The 16,193-nt window shown below is 38.8% G+C and carries 11 protein-coding genes and 1 pseudogene; 3 read left to right on the top strand and 9 right to left on the bottom strand.

The genetic code is table 11. The features are described 5' to 3' along the window. Nucleotides 1-105: 105 nt before the first annotated feature. Nucleotides 106-789: a DoxX family protein gene (locus PS1M3_RS07370; protein WP_203987060.1), complete on the bottom strand. Its 684-nt coding sequence runs from the start codon at nucleotides 787-789 to the stop codon at nucleotides 106-108. Between the two features lie 89 nt (nucleotides 790-878). After that, nucleotides 879-2,840, bottom strand: coding sequence for an FAD-dependent oxidoreductase (locus PS1M3_RS07365; RefSeq protein WP_203987058.1), 1,962 nt, complete (start codon nucleotides 2,838-2,840; stop codon nucleotides 879-881). 288 nt (nucleotides 2,841-3,128) lie between these two features. On the opposite strand from PS1M3_RS07365, the gene sppA reads away from it, so the two are divergent. Continuing rightward, nucleotides 3,129-4,994: a signal peptide peptidase SppA gene (gene sppA / locus PS1M3_RS07360; RefSeq protein ID WP_203987055.1), complete on the top strand. Its 1,866-nt coding sequence runs from the start codon at nucleotides 3,129-3,131 to the stop codon at nucleotides 4,992-4,994. Between the two features lie 81 nt (nucleotides 4,995-5,075). Further along, a complete protein-coding gene (ansA, locus tag PS1M3_RS07355; RefSeq protein ID WP_006794462.1) occupies nucleotides 5,076-6,086 on the top strand; it encodes an asparaginase in 1,011 nt (336 codons plus the stop codon). Between the two features lie 65 nt (nucleotides 6,087-6,151). On the opposite strand, the gene gndA is transcribed toward ansA, so the two are convergent. Further along, on the bottom strand, nucleotides 6,152-7,525 hold the full coding sequence (gndA, locus tag PS1M3_RS07350; protein WP_039036907.1) for an NADP-dependent phosphogluconate dehydrogenase: 1,374 nt from the start codon (nucleotides 7,523-7,525) through the stop codon (nucleotides 6,152-6,154). A 378-nt stretch (nucleotides 7,526-7,903) separates the two neighbouring features. On the opposite strand from gndA, the gene pyk reads away from it, so the two are divergent. Then, on the top strand, nucleotides 7,904-9,340 hold the full coding sequence (pyk, locus tag PS1M3_RS07345) for a pyruvate kinase (protein ID WP_006794464.1): 1,437 nt from the start codon (nucleotides 7,904-7,906) through the stop codon (nucleotides 9,338-9,340). 57 nt (nucleotides 9,341-9,397) lie between these two features. Here pyk and PS1M3_RS07340 read toward each other — a convergent pair whose 3' ends face one another. From PS1M3_RS07340 to PS1M3_RS07315, 6 genes and pseudogenes are all read right to left on the bottom strand, one after another. After that, nucleotides 9,398-10,222, bottom strand: coding sequence for a LytTR family DNA-binding domain-containing protein (locus PS1M3_RS07340; protein WP_006794465.1), 825 nt, complete (start codon nucleotides 10,220-10,222; stop codon nucleotides 9,398-9,400). Next, nucleotides 10,219-10,973: pseudogene (locus tag PS1M3_RS07335) on the bottom strand (hypothetical protein). Before PS1M3_RS07335 ends, PS1M3_RS07340 begins: the two are co-directional and overlap by 4 nt. A 244-nt stretch (nucleotides 10,974-11,217) precedes the next feature. Continuing rightward, the gene (locus tag PS1M3_RS07330; RefSeq protein ID WP_006794467.1) at nucleotides 11,218-12,774 is read right to left on the bottom strand and encodes a SulP family inorganic anion transporter; all 1,557 of its coding nucleotides are present in this window, start codon (nucleotides 12,772-12,774) and stop codon (nucleotides 11,218-11,220) included. 113 nt (nucleotides 12,775-12,887) lie between these two features. Next, a complete protein-coding gene (locus PS1M3_RS07325) occupies nucleotides 12,888-13,346 on the bottom strand; it encodes an Lrp/AsnC family transcriptional regulator (protein WP_002960703.1) in 459 nt (152 codons plus the stop codon). A gap of 115 nt (nucleotides 13,347-13,461) precedes the next feature. Then, nucleotides 13,462-14,103, bottom strand: coding sequence for an MBL fold metallo-hydrolase (locus PS1M3_RS07320; protein ID WP_203987052.1), 642 nt, complete (start codon nucleotides 14,101-14,103; stop codon nucleotides 13,462-13,464). Between the two features lie 2 nt (nucleotides 14,104-14,105). Then, nucleotides 14,106-15,923 carry a M14 family metallopeptidase gene (locus tag PS1M3_RS07315; protein ID WP_203987049.1) on the bottom strand — a complete coding sequence of 606 codons (1,818 nt, stop codon included), beginning with the start codon at nucleotides 15,921-15,923 and terminating at the stop codon, nucleotides 14,106-14,108. Nucleotides 15,924-16,193 lie beyond the last annotated feature (270 nt).

Genomic DNA, 16,193 nt, shown 5'->3' with positions numbered 1-16,193 from the left:
TATTTAAAACGCTAGGGTAACATTTTAAGTCTGTGTTGATAAATATTGAAATAAAAACGCCAGCAAAAAATAATTTTTGCTGGCGTATATAAACTTACGTTAAATTTACTCTTTAAAGACACTTCTTCTGAGCCAATAATCAACGCTTACAAAACGCCCACCTCCGGTGAAAAATAAACTCAGGAGCATTGCGAAATAAATGGCAGCAAATTCTATCCCATTATTTAAAATTGAAGGTTTACCTTTTTCGTACAGGTAATCTACAAACCCATGCTCATCGACTATTGATCGTATTTTGCCAATTCGCTCTTGTACTTCAACTGAGTTTTCAAGACTTTCTTTGGCGCCGGGTATAGACAACCAATCAAGTACCTGAGCTGCACTCGTGTCAGGGTTAGTCGGAGCAATTGCAAACCAGCCGTTGTGCCAATGCACTGATGTTGCAGCAACAACCATAGTAAACATTAGAGGAATACTTACGAGGCGAGTCAATAGGCCTAATAATAAAAACCAACCTCCCAAAAATTCGCTCCAACCAGCTAAAAATGCAAGTAAGTCGGGAAACGGTAGACCTAAGCCCCATTCACTATTTCCAAACCATTGCACAATATCAGGCGAGGCTAATAAATTATTGAAAAAGCCAGTAGCATCGCCGCTGATGGCGAGCTTATTATAACCCGCAATAATCATCACAGGGGCTAAAATTAATCTAAAAAGTAAAGGAGGTAACCCATCTAAAAATGATAGTTTACCTATTGCAGCTACATAGAAGCGGGTCAGTGTGTTCATGCGTATCCTGTGTTTAATGTTTATTTAGTTATAGACTATAAACAACCAAGACCGCATGAATTACTAAACTATTTCAACTTGTCGAAAGGTTAAATACTTCTCGCTATTTGAAGGGCTTCAAAAATAGCGCGCTTAGCATCAATTGCAGCAGCGAGTTTAGCGCCACCAATAACGTGTACTTTAGCGTTTTCAGCATGAGGCTTTACAACTTCATCATTTGAAACTTGACCAATACACGCAATAACAGTGTCGACCGGTAAAACCTGAGTTTCACCACCAACTGTAATAGTTAAACCCTTGCTATCAAAGCTTTGATACTGACAATCCGCAATTTGCTTTACACCATGCTGCTTAGCTACTTGACGATGGATCCAACCTGTTGTTTTTCCAAGTTCACTACCAAATCGGCCAGAGCTTCTTTTTAACATGTACAACTGACGCTCGTCTTTGTGTGGCTTCGGTTCACATTCAATTCCCCACTGCGTTTTAAACTCATCAATGGTTTGTGATTTATGTTCACTTAAAAATGCCACCATATCAAAACCAATGCCGCCAGCACCTAAAATGGCAATAGAGTTGCCTAACTCGACTTCGCCACGAATTACTTCATCGTATGCAAATACGCGTTTGTTATCACCACATTTAATTGACGCCTCACGTGGGCGAACACCCGTTGCAAATACAATATCGTCGTACTGTGTCAGCATTGACTCGTTGTATGACGTTTCGAGTTTAACCGCTACATCTAAACGTTCTAGCTCATTAATAAAGTATGCCAGTGTATGATTAAAGTCTTCTTTGCCAGGTATTTGCATGGCTAAATTAAATTGGCCACCCATTTGCGCTTTTTGGTCAATCAAAGTGACCTTATGACCTTTTTGAGCCAAATAACAACTTGCGGATAAGCCAGCAGGGCCTGCGCCCACAACAAGTACATTTTTTGAGTTTGTCGCTTTATCGAGCGGGTAATCAAGCTCAAAAGCCGCTTGAGGATTAACCAAGCAGGTTGCACGTTTATTTTTAAATACATGATCTAAACAGCCTTGGTTACAGCCAATACAAATGTTAATTTGTTTTGTTTGATCATTTTGATATTTATTAAAAAACTCAGGATCAGCTAATAAAGGTCTAGCCATTGATATGAGGTCGGCTTCACCTGCATTTAAAATATCATTTGCAATGTCAGGTGTATTAATACGGTTTACTGCAATGACTGGAACGCTAACAACACTTTTTAAGCGCTTAGACGCTTCTTTAAAGGCTCCTGGTGGAACCATACTAGCAATCGTAGGAACGCGCGCTTCATGCCAGCCAATACCCGTATTAAAAATATCAACCCCGGCTTTTTCAAGCTCAGTGGCTTGAATAACCACTTCATCAGGAGTGGACCCATCAGGGATTAGATCCATAACCGACAGTCTAAATATAATTAAAAATTTATCAGATACTTTAGCCCTAACCGCTTTGACTATTTCAAGCGCTAGGCGCATCCTGTTTTCAAGGCTTCCACCAAATTCGTCTTCGCGTTTGTTGGTGTGTGGCGCCATGAATTCATTAATCAAATAACCTTCAGATCCCATTACCTCAACGCCATCATACCCAGCTTTTTCAGCCATATAAGCAGAGTGCGCAAAGTCTTTAATCGTTTTTTTAATTGAGCTCAGTGACATTTCTTTAGGCTTGTAGGGATTAATTGGAGCCTGAATAGCACTAGGTGCCTGATTGAAAGGATGATAAGCATACCGACCCGCATGCAGTAACTGTAAACAAATTTTCCCACCATGTTTATGAACAGCGTCTGTGTATGCGCGATGCTTAAAAACATCATAATAACTGTTAAAAGAAGACGATATTGGCGTTAACTTGCCTCGCAGGTTCGGGCTATAGCCACCGGTAATGAGCATGGCTGTGCCGCCTTTTGCACGGGCTTCATAAAATGCACGTAAACGTTTTCTGTTATGCCATCCCTCTTCGAGGCCCGTATGCATTGAGCCCATAACTAATCTGTTTCGTAATTGTGTGTGTTTTAATTGTAGTTGTTGTTCTAACATCTCATGCCCCATTAACTGGTCTAACCTGTGTAGATTCACTAATTCTGCTTTAATGATAACGAATAAGCAATATTTGCATGTATTTAATTAATACTTAAGACACGCTTAAAATACGTACTCATCTCAAAATTACTATTTAATGCGAGCGTGTATAGAATAATAAATCCATTGTTTTCGGTAGCTTGAACGTATTTATAAACACTTCGTTACGATTTAGCAGTTAAATTTATATTTATTCTAGGATAAGATGAAACAAATGTATTAGCTGTACCAAATTAAGGAGCTATTTTGATAGCAAAAATTTTCAAAGGTATTTGGGCTGGAATAAACTTTTCTCGTCGATTAATAATCAACTTTTTGTTTGTGCTACTTGTTATTGTATTTATTGCAGGTATATCAAGCGATGATGATAAAATTATTGTAGAGGAAGGCTCTGTTCTTAGGTTGAACCTAAATGGCCCATTGGTTGAAGAAAAGTTATATGTAGATCCTATTGAGGCGGCTTTAAATGACGCAACATCAGGTAACGACGAGCCAAGTGAGATTTTACTCGATGATGTTGTTGAAGTCATAAACGAAGCAGCAAAAGATAGTCGTATCAGTGTACTACTTCTTGATTTACAAGAAATGCCTAAAGCGCATTTAAATAAACTTAAACAAATTACCAACGCTATTGAAGGCTTCAAACAGGCTGGCAAAAAAGTAATCGCTACAGGTTACTACTACACGCAAGCGCAGTATTACATTGCTGCACATGCTGACGAAATAGCGATGCATCCGTATGGAAGCGTAGCTATTGAAGGTTACGGCATGTACCCAATGTATTTTAAAGACGCACTAGAAAAGCTAGAAGTAACACAGCATATTTTTAGAGTAGGTACATTTAAATCAGCTGTTGAACCCTTTATCCGTAACGATATGTCTGATGCGGCTAAAGAAGCAAACCGTGTATGGTTAGGTGCACTTTGGAATGAATATAAGCAAGATGTTTCTGCTGTACGTCCATTCGATGAGTCAAACTTTGATGAAACTATGGATGTTTACCTAGAAAAAATGCAAGCGGCTAACGGTGATGCTGGTAAATATGCACTCGATAATCAATGGGTTGATTCGCTTAAAACAACTCAGCAAATACGCCAACAATTGATAGATTTAGTGGGTGCGCAAGAAGATGGTAAAACATTTAAACACGTATCGTTTCGTCAATACCTGAGCCTGGTTAAGCCTCCTGTCGTTTTTGATAACCCAATTACTGAGAAAGTAGCGGTTGTTGTAGCGAGAGGAACAATTGTAGATGGTGAGCGCAGAGCGGGCGAAATTGGTGGTGACTCTACCGCTGCCCTTCTCCGTAAAGCAAGACTTGATGATAAAGTAAAAGCAGTGGTACTTCGTATTGATTCAGGTGGCGGTAGTATGTTCGCATCTGAAGTTATTCGCGCAGAGGTATTAGCTCTAAAAGCAGCCGGTAAACCTGTTATCGCATCAATGAGCTCTGTTGCGGCATCTGGCGGTTACTGGATTGCATCTGCTGCAAACGAAATATGGGCTGCACCAAGTACGATTACAGGGTCGATTGGCGTATTTGGTACATTTATGACATTTGAAAATACACTATCAAAAATTGGGGTGTATTCTGATGGTGTTGCAACCACCGAAATGGCAGGTTTTTCTGTCACTCGCCCACTTAACGAAAAAATGGCTCAAGTTATTCAAATGAGTGTTGAAGAGGCTTACGGTCGATTTTTAAATGTTGTAGCTCAGGCTCGAGGCATGACGCCTGAGGAAGTTGATGCAATTGCGCAAGGTCGAGTTTGGATTGCTTCTCAAGCACTTGAACTAGGATTAATTGATAAGCTAGGTGATAAGCAAGATGCAATTGATGCTGCAGCCGCCCTTGCTAAGTTAGAAAACTACGATGTTAAAACAATCACACAAGATTTGAGCCCGCAAGAAAAAATGCTACAAGACATTTTTGGAAGTGCATCAGTGAAATCGATGTTGGGTCTTCAAACACAAGCACCATCTGTTTTAGCAACACAAGCTAATTTAAACAGCGTCATTCAACAACTGAGTAGTGAAGTTGAAAGCCTCAAGGATTATAACGATCCACAGGGTGTGTACGCTCGTTGTTTAGAGTGTAAAGTTGCACAATAAAGGTGCGTGATCCACACTCGTTGCTTTATTTACACTAGCGACAGGTTATACTAAGCCCAGTTTTTTTACTGGGCTTTTTTTATGAAACGTAAACGCATTTATATCGCTTATACCGGCGGTACCATAGGAATGAAAAAATCAAGTCGGGGTTACATTCCCGCTGAAGGTTTCTTAACCGAAACGGTTATGAACAATGCCGAATTTAATCGTGATGAAATGCCCTTATTTGATATTCACGAATACTGTCCACTTATTGATTCATCTGACATGTCCCCTGCGCACTGGCAGCTTATTGCAGATGATATAAAAAGCAAATATCAGCAATACGACGGCTTTGTTGTACTGCATGGTACAGACACCATGGCCTATACTGCATCCGCACTTTCATTCATGTTTGATAATTTAACTAAACCCGTTATTGTTACCGGATCGCAAATTCCACTTTCTCAACTACGATCTGATGGACAGGTTAATTTGTTAAATGCGATGTACTTAGCTGCTAATTACCCAATTGCAGAAGTGAGTCTGTTTTTTAATAACCAGTTATTTAGAGGTAATAGAGCTACTAAAGCACATGCAGATGGTTTTGATGCCTTTGCTTCACCAAATTTAGAGCCTCTTGCATTATCAGGCATTAATATTCAACTTATTAAAGGCCAACTAAGTCCTTATGTTGAAAACGAACTTCAAGTAACCACAATAACGCCACAGCCAATTGGCGTACTTTATTTATACCCAGGAATAAGTACCGAGGTTGTGAAGAGCCTTGTAAACGATAACATTAAGGCTTTAGTGTTATTAAGCTTTGGCGTGGGTAATGCACCTCAAGACGATAAGTTTTTATCTGTTTTAAGTGAAGCAAGTAATAAAGGAATGATTATTGTTAATTTAACACAATGCCTAAAAGGCCAAGTCAATATGGGCGGTTACGCAACCGGCAACGCCTTATTAAATATTGGCGTTATTAGTGGGTATGATATGACTTTAGAAGCCTGCCTAACCAAACTTCATTGCCTATTCAGCCAGAATCTAGAAATCGAGACTATTCGCCACTTAATGCAAGATAATATGCGTGGTGAATTAACAAGATAAAGAGTTACACATCTGGAGAATCAAAAAAGGCACGCTTATAGCGTGCCTTTTTGTCTAATAAAGAATTAACGAACTTTAGCGTCAATCTCAACTAGGTCAGTCAAATGGCAGGTTTCACCACTATGGGTTTTAATGCCATGCTCACCAAAATAATCACGCTGGGCTTGAACTAGGTGCCCATTACTTGGTGTTGTTAACGTTGCTAAGTAAGTTTGTGTAGAGCTTAATACAGGAAACGCCAAACCAGACATAACAGCTTGTCCTGTTATCTTACGTAGTGCATTCGCCTCTTTATCGAGTGAATCTATAAATTCGACTCCTTGCGCCACGCTATCTAGATAGTCAGCTCGAATAATACAACCTGCACGCCAAGTTTGTAATGTTTTCGACAAATCAACTTTCCACTGGTGTGTGCGAGATGCGCCTTTAATTAGTGCTAAACCTTGGCGATACGCAAGTAAACTAGCAAGTGTAAATGCATCTTTAAGCTCTTCGAGATCAATATCAACGATATTGGTTGATTTTGAAGCGTACGTCATTTCTTGTGCAGCGGTTGTATCGCAGGCATTGGTTAGGTGTCTGGCTTGAACAGCAGCGACAAGTGATGGTACTGCAATTCCTAACTCTAGCGCGTTTTGTGCAGTCCACAAACCTGTACCTTTAGCGCCAACTTTATTATCAATAAGGTCGACTAGTGGCTCATTTTTATCATTTTCAAGGGTTAATATGTGGCTAGAGATAGAAAGTAAGTAACTATTTAACTGCCCTTGTGACCACTCATCAAATATTGCAGCTACTTCTTTTGGAGAACGGTTAGTTCCTGAGCGTAGTAATTGATACATTTCTGCAATGAGTTGCATAAGTGCATATTCAATGCCGTTGTGAACCATTTTAACAAAGTGTCCACTTGCCGATTGGCCAACACGTGCAAAACAAGAGCTACCATTGTAACTTGCAGCTACTTTTTCAAACCATGGTTCAATACGTTCCCAGCCACCTTCTGACCCACTTGCCATCATTGCTGGGCCATGGCGGGCACCTTCTGCACCACCTGAAATACCCATGGTGGCAAACTCAAATTTATTTTGGTATTTAAGTTTACGCGTAATACCATCTTTATAATTACTGTTACCACAATCAACTATAATATCATCACACTCTACGCCTGCGTTTACCAGTTCATTACAAACGGTATCTACTAACTCACCCGCAGGAACAAGTAATAAAATAGAACGAGGTGCTTCTAAACGCCTTACCATGTCTCCTAAATCAGAAACAATGTGAAGTTTGTCAGCCATGCCTTGAGATTTAGCACAACTTATTAACTCTTCACCCGCATGTGGGTTTTTGTCATAAGCAACAAGCGTTATCCCCTTTTCTATCAAATTTAGGGCAAGATTTTTCCCCATAACGCCTAACCCGACTAATGCAACTTGCATTTAGTGTCCTCCTCGGTAACAACTATTTGGTTAGAAAATTCAATGTATTCATTCAATAATACCGCATGCTTTATACGTATACAGTAATAAAATACTAACAATGAGCCAATACAAAGTAATATTTCACTACAGGTATAAAAGCCTCGCAATTATATCAAATATCATCGAGCAAAGGGTGACTAAAAGCAAAGCAAATTAAAATTATGATCATTGACGCATTTTGACACCGGTGTCATAATGATGACACAATAGTTTTGTATAAAATAGTGGCAATTCTTTTAGCTTTGCCTACAACTAAAGATATAGCTTTATAAAGCTATATCTATCGTAAACAAAATAACCGTCAACCTGCTTTCGCCAAGCACACAGGAGAAATTGATGCTAAGACGCACAAAAATAGTCGCTACCCTTGGGCCCGCTACCGATAGAGATAACAACTTAGAAAAAATTATTCGCGCAGGCGCAAACGTAGTACGTTTAAACTTCTCACACGGTGTGGCTCAAGATCATAAAGACCGTGCACAAGCAGTTCGTGATATTGCAAAACGATTGAACAAACATATTGCTATCCTTGCCGACCTTCAGGGTCCTAAAATCCGTGTATCAACGTTTAAAGAAGGCAAAGTAACCCTAGAAGTGGGCGCTAAGTTTATTCTTGATGCAAAAATGGAAAAAGGGCAAGGCGATGTAAACGCTGTAGGTATCGATTATAAAGAGCTTCCACAAGACGTATCTCCTAACGATTTACTTCTTTTAAATGATGGTTTAATTCAACTTACAGTTGATAAAGTAGTTGATCATCTAGTTCACTGTACCGTTACAGTGGGAGGTGTTTTATCAAATAATAAAGGGATTAACCGTTTGGGCGGTGGATTAACTGCCCCTGCGTTTACTGATAAAGACAAAGAAGATTTAATCACAGCAGCAGAAATCGATGTAGATTATATTGCGGTATCTTTCCCACGTAGTGGTGATGATATGCGCTACGTTCGTTCTTTAGCAGAAGCAGCGGGCTCTAAAGCGCAACTTCTTGCAAAAATTGAACGTGCTGAAGCTGTAGAAACGCAAGAAGCGATTGACGACATTGTACTTGCTTCAGATGCTGTTATGGTTGCGCGTGGTGACTTAGGTGTAGAAATTGGCGATGCTGCGTTAATGGGCAAGCAAAAGCTTATTATTCGTCGTGCTCGTTCATTGAACCGTACTGTTGTTACAGCAACGCAAATGATGGAATCGATGATCGATAACCCAATGCCAACACGTGCTGAAGTAATGGATGTTGCAAACGCAGTGCTTGATGGTACCGACGCTGTAATGCTTTCTGCAGAAACCGCAGCGGGTGATTACCCTGAAGAAACTGTAGCGACTATGGCGCGAGTTTGTTTAGGTGCTGAGTCACAAAAAGAAACACACGTATCTAAGCACCGTTTAGATAGCCGTTTTTCTAATAATGCAGAATCAATTGCATTATCTGCTATGTATGCAGCAAACCATTTAGACTCTGTTAAAGCTATTGTAACGCTTACTGAATCAGGTAGCACAGCAAAACTAATGTCACGTATTAGTTCGGGTTTACCAATCTACTCACTATCTCGTCATGCTAGTACGCTTGGTCAAACCGCACTTTATCGTGGTGTTTACCCTGTGTTTTTTGATTCAACACAAACAGAAAAAGATGCAATGGTTAAAGCAGCTTTAGATACGCTTGTTGCCCAAGGATCATTAGCGTCAGGTGATACTGTGATTTTAACGCATGGTGATTCAATGGAAACGGTTGGCGCAACAAATACAATGAAAATTGTTACTGTTGAGTAATTAACGCTTTAAAAAAAATGCGAGCTTAGCTCGCATTTTTTATTTCTAACTATAATTTTAGCTCGCTAATGCTGCTTTTACTTTATCTCGGTAACTTCGGCTTACTTTTAACTCTTGTCCATTTTCTAAAACAAGTAAATACTCGCCACTAACCTGTGTTACTAATTTACTGATTTGTTTTGTATTTACAATTGCGCTGCGATGAACCCTAACAAATAAATGAGGGTCGAGCTCTTGCTCAAGTTCTTTCATTGTTTTACGTAATATATGTGTTTGTCCATCTTGGCAATGTAAACACATATAATCACCTGCTGCATCAACCCATTGAATGGTTGCTGCTGGAACACGAATAATTTCGCCCTGCTCTTTTACTGCCAACGACTCTGGGTAACGTTTATCAGCTAAAGTATCACCGGTTGCCAGCTTTTTGAGAATTTCTTCACAGTTATTTCCGGTAATGCCAGCTACAAAACTCGCAAGTTTTTTCTTATGGGCGTTGTCTTGTTGCGTTTTTAAATAGGTATGCACTTTTTCTACCGCCTGTTTTAGTCTGTTATCATCAACGGGTTTTAAAATGTAATCCAATGCATGAATTTCAAATGCTTTTACTGCAAATTGATCAAATGCGGTAACAAACACGATTGCAGGTAGTACTTTAGTGCTTTCACTTAACGCGCGAGCAACTTCAAAACCATTCATGCCTGGCATTTGAATATCTAAAAATACTAAATCTATTTTTTCGTTTTTACACGTCTGTATTGCATCTGCACCTGAACTGCATAATTTAATAACTTCAATATCATCAAATTCTGAAAGTCTTACATCTAAACCTTTGCGCGCTAATGGTTCATCATCAACAATAAGCGTTCTGATTTTCATCATTTCTTCACAGCCTTCTCAAACGGCACTCGCAGATTAACTTTTAATCCACTTGGCGTATTATGTGATAATACAAACGAATAATTATTTTCGTAGAGCGTTTTTAATCTATCTTTGGTATTTGCAATGCCAACACCTTGTGCGTTAACAAGCTTGCCATTTTCTAATTCTGTGCCAGGCCCGTTATCTCCCACTTCAAGGAGTAATTCGTTAGCAAACACTTGGGCTTTGATATCAATTACTCCACCTTCAGATAAGTGGGCAATCGCATTTTTAATTGGGCTTCGTGGGCCATTGTAGTGGCTTTTAATGCTTTTTGACGTTCACTTTGCAATAGCTGATAATATTTAACGCCAAAGTATAAACCACTCCAACACAAAATAATGTAAACAGAATCCAATCCTTGTTGTAGGTAATAAAACCACTCTTCTGGCCTATAACCATGGCGGTATATTTCCCATAGATTAAATTTTTGTACAACAGCCCATAATGTACCCGTTACATAAGATGCACCAAACACCACTAACATCAGCACTATAGGTGAGGCATTCCAAACTGTACGGTAAATATAGCGAAGAGGTACTGTCATAAGACAGCCAGCATAAGCATTTAATAATATAACGAATACGTAAATATCACGCATTTCAAATACTTTAGAACCAATGTAATTGACAAGCGCATACCCTATCCAGCCTGCAATCTGCAAAAGCCAAAAAAAGCGCTGACGGTTATCAATTAAAGATTGCCAATTCAAAATTTACACTGTCTCCAAAATAGTAACTACTTTAAAATCTATTCTTAGCTTGTATTTATTAATAACTAATTAATTTTATAAATAAACTAATTCATATCATCGCCTATTATATAGATTTACGAGGCTGTTTAGCACTACCGCCTATCTTAGTTTTTAATACAATCAACGCAAACTCTACTCACACGCAATAAAAAAGCGAAAGGTGTTACCCTTTCGCTTTCGTTCATACGTTGATAGTTAGTATTTAAGCTAGCTTATCTGACGCAACTTTATAAGTAGGATCTTCTATTACATTTACTTCAACTAAATCACGCGCTTTGTGCAGTAACTGAGTACAGTCTTTACTTAAATGACGCAAATGAAGCTGTTTACCTGCTTTAGTATATTTATCAGCTAATGCGTCAATAGCCTCTATTGCACTGTGATCTGATACACGGCTATGTTTAAACTCTACAATAACGTTCTCTGGGTCATTTTTAACATCAAATAATTCAGAAAAGTTTTTAACTGAACCAAAAAATAATGGCCCATGTAACTCATATACTTTTGAGCCTTCTTCATCAATGTAGTTTGTTGTGTAAATATGCTTAGCATGTTGCCATGCAAAAACAAGTGCAGACACGATGACACCTACACACACTGCAATCGCTAAATCGGTAATCACCGTTACACCTGAAACCAACACGATTACAAAGGCATCTGACAATGGAACGCGCTTCATCATTTTAAAACTTGCCCATTCAAATGTACCAAGCACAACCATAAACATAACCCCAACAAGTGCGGCAAGTGGGATCATTTCAATTAAACTTGAGGCAAAAATGATAAATGCGAGCAACATTAATGCTGCACTGATACCTGATAAACGTGAACGACCGCCAGAATTAATATTAATCATTGATTGGCCAATCATTGCACAACCACCCATTGCACCAAAAAAACCACACGTTATATTTGCAGCGCCTTGGCCAATACACTCTTTGTTACTGTGACCACGCGTTTCAGTAATTTCATCAATTAAGCTAAGCGTTAATAATGATTCTATTAGGCCGATAGCAGCAAGTATCAGTGCGTAAGGGAAGATAATTTGCAGTGTATCTAAATTAAATGGCACCATAGGAATATGAAACTCTGGCAACCCACCTGCGATTGTTGCCGCTTCATCACCTGTCATCCCTTTTAAAAAATCTAATACGGTATGTGCTTCAAGGTCTAAACCAATAACTAAGCCAGTCACAGTTACAATCGCAACCAAAGACGAAGGAATAGCCGTTGTTAACTTAGGAAGGAAATGAATAATTCCCATAGTTAGCGCAACCAGCCCTAGCATAATAAACAATGGTTCACCCGTCATCCATTGCTGACCGCCCATACCGTCAGGTACTTTAAACTGACCTAACTGGGCTAAAAATATAACAATAGCTAAGCCGTTTACAAACCCTAGCATTACAGGATGCGGTACCATACGAATAAACTTACCGAGCTTGAATATTCCCGCGAGTATTTGCAAAATACCCATCAAAAGCACGGTTGCAAAGAGATACTCAACACCATGATCAAGTACTAAACTTACCATAACAACCGCTAATGCACCGGTAGCACCTGAAATCATACCAGGGCGGCCGCCAAATATAGCCGTAATTAAACCTACGATAAACGCGGCATATAGACCAACTAAAGGTTCTACATTTGCTACAAAGGCAAACGCAACAGCTTCTGGCACTAAGGCTAACGCCACAGTTAAACCAGATAGAATATCGTTTTTAGCAGAGCTTGGCGCCCTACTGAGTAAGTTAAACATTGAGATCCTCAGGTGTATTTTGGGTATAAAAAAAGCGCTAAATTCTAGCAAATTAGCGCTCATTTAACAATTACATTGTCTTTTAAACTAAATAGCTCTAAAAAGTTATCCGTTTACAAAGGAAGAGAAGTGCTTCGTTTTACACATGTCATTGTTACATTTGAATGCACTTCCTGTACATATTCCAAACTTAATAAATTATCTCTGACAAAATGTTCGTAACCCTCTATACCTTGTGAAATTATGCGTAACATAAAATCCATGGTACCAGCCATTGTATAACACTCAGTTACTTCATCATAACTCATGATCAGTTTTTCAAACTCAGCCAGATTTTTTTTACCATGGTTAGATAAACGCACATGTGCGTATACCAGCATATCAAAGCCTAGTTTCTTTTCATCTAACAATGCCACTTTGCTTTTTATATAGCCGTCTTGCTCAAGTTTAGCAATTCGACGCCAACAAGGTGATTGAGATAAGCCGACTTTATCTGCTATTTCAGCAGTTGATAGACTTGCGTCTTGTTGCAAAAGTGCCAAAATTTGGCGATCTACGTGATTTAGAGACATTTTATTTCTTATTTATCAAATAAACTGGTTAAATTATACAACCATTTTTAAAAACAATCTGCTTATTTTTAGTTTTTCTATGTATAAATTATTCATAATTAATACATTTAATTCACTATCCGTACTGCCCACTCACAAAAGGGTTCGTTTTAATTTCATGCTCTACTGTTGTTTCACTGCCATGCCCCGACAAAATCGCGGTCTGCGCCGGCAAGGTTAATATATTAGCCTTAATAGATTCTATAAGTTGTTGACTATTGCCTTGTGGAAAGTCGGTTCGACCCACAGAGCCTTTAAATATAACGTCACCAACAATTGCGCATTTATTATCTTGTTCATAAAATACAATATGTCCTGGCGTATGACCTGGGCAATGCATTACATCGAATTTTAATTTACCTAGGCTCAAAGTGTCACCATGCGATAGCCACTCATCTGGGTAAAAAGGATCAATGGGTGGAAAACCGAACATTTGAGCTTGCATTGGTAAATTATCAAACCAAAAACGTTCATCCTTGTGCGGGCCAATAATTTTAATATCAAACTGCCTACGAAGCACATCAGCTGCACCAACATGGTCTAAGTGCCCATGAGTTAACCAAACAGCTTTTAGGGTTAAACTATTACTCGTTAAGGCTGCTATTATCTTATCGCTGTCACCACCGGGGTCAACAACGATTGCTTCTTGAGTACTTTCGCAAGCTATTATTCTGCAATTTTGTGCAAAAGGTGTCACTGGTATTGTTATAATTTTCATCGCTATATTTCTTTATCTTTTTGTTCTGGTATTGCTATTTCTTCTTCAAACGACATAAGTATTGGATACTTTAAATAAGCTTGGTCATAAAACGGGCTATGCTCATACAACCAGTTTAAGCGAGCATTAGCATCATTAGCGAATGACTTATCATTTTTTAGCTTTTTATCAAATGCTAATGCAAATTTTGGATTATCTTTTAGCATTTGACGGGCAAACGGGATTAGCGCGTAGTTTTCCATGTATTCTGTTCGTTGAAAAACAGTATTAAACTCACCCCATGCAAAAAATGAATCCGGTGCCTCCGGGTGCAGTAAATGAACAGCTAATTCCCCTGCCTTTTGTTGAGTTGTCACTTCAAACCAACCGTCTAAATTTACATTAATAGCAGGCTTATAATCAAAAGTAGCCGTTACTCTAAATCGTCCTTCAAACGGTGACTTAGCAAAAGAGTAATCATCTATTTTGGCCTGTTTTAATGGTTGTGTATTTTCACCAACTAATTTGTTCACAGACACACCATGAAGCGATAACTTCTCAATTAAATCCGTGTAAACAGGTGGTATAAAAAATGCCTTAGGCACTTCAACACGCTTTTGTACGTCTTTTTGCCAATATACAGGGAGGTTTGTATATGATTCTTTCTCGCCAATATATTGAACTTCTGTTTGACCTGATAACGTACTCATTTTTGAGGTATAACGAATACCTTTGAATTCAATTTCAACAGGAGTTTTACTATACCCTCGTTGAACAATAAGCTCTTTTGGCACAAATGCCTGTTCTTTTTTTACTGCATTAGCTAGTTCATGGCTGTGATTTGATAAGGCATCAATTGCACCATCAATAAATACATAAGTTCCTAATACACGTTGCTTATAGGGTTTCAGGGAATGGTTTTCGACTAAAATTGTAGGTAAAGACTTTAAGTCGCCCCAACCATTTGAAAACCGTGGTGTAGCAACCCAACCTGCAAGCCCTTCTTTAAAGTTTCGCTTGTTCATAACAAATACAAGTGGTCCAGGTATATGGCCTTGCGATGCTAACTTTTCATCTATTACAGGTTTGAAGTATTGGTCTAGCGCAGCTGATATAGCAGGTGATTCGCTCGCAAAAACCGGGTTATACCCATAGGTGACATCGTATTGATAATCTGCACCGTCAGTAACGTGCACATCAACATACAGATTTGGGTTATAGTCATTAATAACCTTCAAAACACTTTTAACTTCGGGTGTATCAAGTTTTGTAAAGTCACGGTTTAAATTTAAATTATTTGCATTAGTTCTAAAACCCATTTTACTTGGGCCGCGTTGATTAATACGGTTGAAGTGGCCGCTTCTTTCATGTCCGTCAACGTTTAAAATTGGGATAAACAAAATATTTACTTTCTTTAAAATATCCCTGCGTTTGCCTGTCGCTATATCGCGTAACAACATAAACATGGCGTCTTTACCGTCAATCTCGCCAGCATGAATTCCCGCTTGAACAAGCACTGTAGGCTTGGTGCTATTAGCAAGCTGATCTGCATCAAAAAAACCTTGCTCACTCGCTACAACCATTTTAATAGCGCGCTTACTATTACTATAACCAATTATTTGCGATTTGAATTGAGTTGGGTTTGCAGCAACTAAACGCTCTACAAAAGCCATTGTGTTTTTGTAGTCAGGAGATATATAACCATCTGAAAGTTCAAAATCCGATGTCAGAGGACCTGCCTGTTGTATCAGCGATAAGCTTTGTCCTTGCCAAGGTAGCAAAGGTGGTAAATGGCTGTCGTAAGTCATACTTGCAGATAAAAAGAGTAAGCTGGCTAACATATTATTCTCAAAAAAACGCTTTAATGGCCAAATTATAACAACTTAACTGATCGTTACGAAAAAACTGCGGTAGTTCAACAAAAAACACAGCCTAAGGTAAGTTAATAATGGATCAAAAATGCTTTATTAGTATTTCAGCACAATTAGCATCCAATTCAATACAGCTGGGTCTTTAAATTAATAACAGCTTATCTTACTCGGGAACTTAGAATAGATTTTATGTGGTGGGGTTTTCATAGCAAATTTTAGGCACAAAAAAAGGAGCCAATG

This window comes from Pseudoalteromonas sp. PS1M3, assembly GCF_016865405.1.
GTDB classification, from domain to species: Bacteria; Pseudomonadota; Gammaproteobacteria; order Enterobacterales; family Alteromonadaceae; genus Pseudoalteromonas; species Pseudoalteromonas marina.
The sequence above is the reverse complement of the archived record's forward strand: the minus strand, read 5'-3'. Positions and strand labels throughout refer to the sequence as shown.

Coding starts and splice junctions, on each gene's coding strand:
- gndA (WP_039036907.1), bottom strand. CDS start 7,525: ATGCAAGTTGCATTAGTCGGGTTAGGCGTTATGGGGAAAAATCTTGCC.
- pyk (WP_006794464.1), top strand. CDS start 7,904: ATGCTAAGACGCACAAAAATAGTCGCTACCCTTGGGCCCGCTACCGAT.
- ansA (WP_006794462.1), top strand. CDS start 5,076: ATGAAACGTAAACGCATTTATATCGCTTATACCGGCGGTACCATAGGA.
- PS1M3_RS07340 (WP_006794465.1), bottom strand. CDS start 10,222: ATGATGAAAATCAGAACGCTTATTGTTGATGATGAACCATTAGCGCGC.
- PS1M3_RS07325 (WP_002960703.1), bottom strand. CDS start 13,346: ATGTCTCTAAATCACGTAGATCGCCAAATTTTGGCACTTTTGCAACAA.
- PS1M3_RS07370 (WP_203987060.1), bottom strand. CDS start 789: ATGAACACACTGACCCGCTTCTATGTAGCTGCAATAGGTAAACTATCA.
- PS1M3_RS07320 (WP_203987052.1), bottom strand. CDS start 14,103: ATGAAAATTATAACAATACCAGTGACACCTTTTGCACAAAATTGCAGA.
- PS1M3_RS07315 (WP_203987049.1), bottom strand. CDS start 15,923: ATGTTAGCCAGCTTACTCTTTTTATCTGCAAGTATGACTTACGACAGC.
- PS1M3_RS07365 (WP_203987058.1), bottom strand. CDS start 2,840: ATGTTAGAACAACAACTACAATTAAAACACACACAATTACGAAACAGA.
- PS1M3_RS07330 (WP_006794467.1), bottom strand. CDS start 12,774: ATGTTTAACTTACTCAGTAGGGCGCCAAGCTCTGCTAAAAACGATATT.